This is a genomic window from Haloarcula sp. JP-Z28, assembly GCF_011440255.1.
GTDB classification, from domain to species: Archaea; Halobacteriota; Halobacteria; order Halobacteriales; family Haloarculaceae; genus Haloarcula; species Haloarcula marismortui.
This window is the reverse complement of sequence record NZ_JAAOHT010000136.1, coordinates 1-3,328: the sequence shown is the minus strand read 5'-3', so window position 1 is coordinate 3,328 and position 3,328 is coordinate 1. Positions and strand designations below refer to the sequence as shown.

Below are 3,328 nucleotides of genomic sequence, written 5' to 3'. Positions count from 1 at the left end.
TCTCTGTCGCGCAGTCCGGTGTACGGTTTGAACGCCGACCGGCCTTCCTGCCGGTCGATTCGATGGGCGACCCACCCGTCCTGTTCCTCCGGGTCGTCCGCATCGAAATCGCGGCACAGGCCGATGATATGGTAGTGTGGGCTCCAGTACGTCAGTTCTCGCCAGTTCTCCGGCCTCTCGTCCATCAGCCACCTCCAGATACCCATGTCCGGGTCCTCCTGCTCGAAATCGCTCTGAACGTCCTTCTTGACCCTGTATCCGTGGAATATCGCCATCCCTCCCCGGACTCCTTTCTCTTCAGCCAGTCGGTACGCCGTCTGGAACCCGTCGTACACCTGCTGAAGCGTCCGTATCTCGCCTTCTGGCGGTGACATGACTCCGTGAATCATCCGCCGGTCGATACCCGGCTCTTCGACGTGCCGAGCGGCCGACAGACGCTTCGTACTGCCGATAGAACGCTCTTCCGTCCAGATGCCGACACAGTGGGGGCAACTCCGCCGACCACAGTGGTTCTGTGCGTAGCCGATTTCGGCGCACTCGTCGCAGAACTCCGCCGGTTTCCATATCTGGCAGTTCGGCCCCTTCTCTCCCTGCCCCGGCAGCGTCATCGAGGAGTCTGCGAACACCGAGTACTCCATCTCCTCCTGCCACCGGCCCGGCTCGGCGGCGGTCTCGTCCTCGACCCCGTTCGCGCCGCCGTCGCTCCCGTCGCTAGCTAGGTGCGTCCAGTCCTCTACGATTCCGCCCCACTCTTGGGAACTCACGCCGACCCCCCCTGAATCGGAGTAGACAGCCTGAGACTCCCGGTTTCACAGGGCCTCATCATTGCAGCCGCATAGTGCAGGCTCCGGTACCGCCCCGCCGACCGCCCACAGCCCACCGCTCCGCAGCGGCGACCGCCACCGCAGACGAGTTCGGTCGTCCCGGTCGGTCCTCCCTCTGTACGGTCGCTCGTCGCTCGCGCCGGTCCCACGGCGCTCGCGAAGACGGCGCTCGCTCGCTCCGCTCGCTCGACCGACTCGCTCCCTCCCGGCGGCTGTTCCACCGGGAGAAGACCGCTACGGACCGATGGGAGGAATTTGGGGTGCGTCTGAGACGCTCGAAGAACTCTAGATCTCCTCGCCGTCGACGGCGACCAGGAGGCGACCGGCGACGACGTGCAGCCGCACGTCGACGTCGACCGCGCCGCCGACCGAGACGGCGGCCGTCCTCGACGAGCGCTCTGCTGAGAGACAGTCGAACATCGGCCGACTCGTCCAACGCCGAAACGCTGAAGCGGTCGGCGGGAGAAGGTATGGGCGAGGACGAGCGTTCCCACACGCAATCTCGGCGGGCGGTCTTTGGTAGGGTTGCCCCGCCGAGGTCGTCCGTCGCCCGGGTTTTCTCCCGGGCTGTCGTTCACTTACTCACCTACTGGTATCTCCGGGGTCTTAGTTCCTACGCACAGCCTTTCTACCACCCACCAATCAGCGTATACGCTTCAGTCAGCCTCTCTACTGACCAGACAGACACCAAAATCTAACTTCGATACACGTCGGCAAGCCGATTGAGCGCTCCCGCTGGCTCTGAATCAGATTCTTCGATGTATTCCGCGTTCTCAGGACTCAACTCCAGCGTATACGCGTACTTCATCGGGTTCGATTCACCGGCACCCTCCATTTGTCCGGGTTCTGGCAGACCATCAACTACCGTTTCCAGAATCACCGTTAGAGCGTCTGTACGGTTCATTCCCCACTCTTCGGCATATCGGTCTATACTGTCAGCAACCCGAGGCGGAACCCTCGCACTGATGTTCTTTTTCGCCATGTGCCAAGACTATCGTATACGCCTGATTTAAAGGTTTTCAGAGTCTCTACCTCTTTCTGTACTCTACGGTGTCAGCCCCGTGAACACCCGGCTGACACCCCATCAGCGGAAACGCCCATATCCAGCAGTAGAGAGCCTAATACTCCACATTCACCCTCGGACACCGTGCAACACAACCTCAAACGCCGAAACCTCGCTTTAGAGAGTCTAAGACGCCTATCGCGCGTCTTATATATACACTCCTCCGACCGTTGTACAGTTGTACCCCCCGAAGGGGGTACAACGGTACACTATGCGGACAGGGTCCGCATGGGCTACGAACTGTCTTCGTCGTCCTCGATGCGATGGGCTGGCGGAACCCGCAGCGCCAGCACACGAGCAATCGTCTCGACAGCCGCACCAGCGTCCCAGAGCGCTTCGACCATCTCGCCGGTCAGTGGGACGTGTTCGTTCAGCAACGCGCTGTCGACAGCGCTGGCGGCCTCTCTCGCCGCCTGCTTCTGTTCTTCCAACACCTCCGCCAGTTCTTCGTCCGACATCGCCTGCAGTCGCTTCTGGTCGGTCCTGAAATCGATACTGTCATGCCCCGAGTCTGGGGTATCATCGTTTGCCGTCATGGTCTCGTGGCGGTGCGGGTTCGGTGCTAGTACACCGGCCCATCCGGGCAGTCCCACACCGTGGGGCCTCGCCCGCTTTCGCGAGGTCATCGGCAGCAGCATCACAGACAGCCCCCAGTCGGTCCCACAGCGGCCACCAGCGCGGTCGAGACCCACAGCACGTACATCACCGACAGAACCTGTCTCACCGTCACAGAACCGCCTCCGTCGGCTCTGCATATGTTGACATAGTTAGAACACATCTGCTGGCCCACCATGCTCTACATATTTTAACATATCCTGAGCCACCCGTCCGACCCCCTCCAATGGGGGCCACCCTCAGACTGGTCACAGTAGCGCCTCCAGCGCCTCGTGCGCCTGCTCCTCGGTCTTCGGACTCTTCATCCCCGGCGGGGGTCGGCGCTCCCCTATCGCCCACTCGAACGCCGCTGTCAGCCGCCTCTCTCTCTCCCGACCGATACGGTCACACCAGCCCGGGTCGCACAGCGCTCCCCCGGCATCCCAGATGGGCGACCACGACCGCGAGCCGCAGTGCCCGCACTCATCTTCGTCCTCGACCCCGCAGCCGTCACCGTCGTCTTCCTCTACCCCGTCGTTCACTACCTCACGGACCACTCTGTCTATCACGTCGTAGGAGCCTTCAGACAGCGCCTCATCCGGTTGGAAGTTCGCCGTCGCCAGTTCCCCGAACCACCGAACACAGTCCCGTGAGGTACCGCTCTCAAACGTCGCGTGGCTCATCAGGTACCGGACTGTCCCGACCACCTCTTCGTACGATTCTCTGTCGCGCAGTCCGGTGTACGGTTTGAACGCCGACCGGCCTTCCTGCCGGTCGATTCGATGGGCGACCCACCCGTCCTGTTCCTCCGGGTCGTCCGCATCGAAATCGCGGCACAGGCCGATGA

6 protein-coding genes are annotated in these 3,328 nt (G+C 62.2%); all 6 read right to left on the bottom strand.

The features are described 5' to 3' along the window. A partial coding sequence (locus G9463_RS23420) for a hypothetical protein (RefSeq protein ID WP_165897973.1) occupies positions 1 to 764 on the bottom strand: 764 nt, incomplete at its 3' end. Further along, on the bottom strand, positions 761 to 1,045 hold the full coding sequence (locus tag G9463_RS23415; protein ID WP_165897972.1) for a hypothetical protein: 285 nt from the start codon (positions 1,043 to 1,045) through the stop codon (positions 761 to 763). The genes G9463_RS23415 and G9463_RS23420, both read right to left, overlap by 4 nt. Before the next feature lie 64 nt (positions 1,046 to 1,109). Continuing rightward, the gene (locus tag G9463_RS24425) at positions 1,110 to 1,244 is read right to left on the bottom strand and encodes a hypothetical protein (protein WP_255458731.1); all 135 of its coding nucleotides are present in this window, start codon (positions 1,242 to 1,244) and stop codon (positions 1,110 to 1,112) included. Between the two features lie 274 nt (positions 1,245 to 1,518). After that, a complete protein-coding gene (locus tag G9463_RS23410) occupies positions 1,519 to 1,728 on the bottom strand; it encodes a hypothetical protein (RefSeq protein WP_165897971.1) in 210 nt (69 codons plus the stop codon). A gap of 392 nt (positions 1,729 to 2,120) precedes the next feature. Further along, complete coding sequence (locus G9463_RS23405; protein WP_165897970.1) at positions 2,121 to 2,579, bottom strand: hypothetical protein; 459 nt, start codon at positions 2,577 to 2,579, stop codon at positions 2,121 to 2,123. Between the two features lie 171 nt (positions 2,580 to 2,750). Then, positions 2,751 to 3,328: hypothetical protein (locus tag G9463_RS23400; RefSeq protein WP_165897969.1), on the bottom strand; the 578-nt coding region annotated here is incomplete at its 5' end.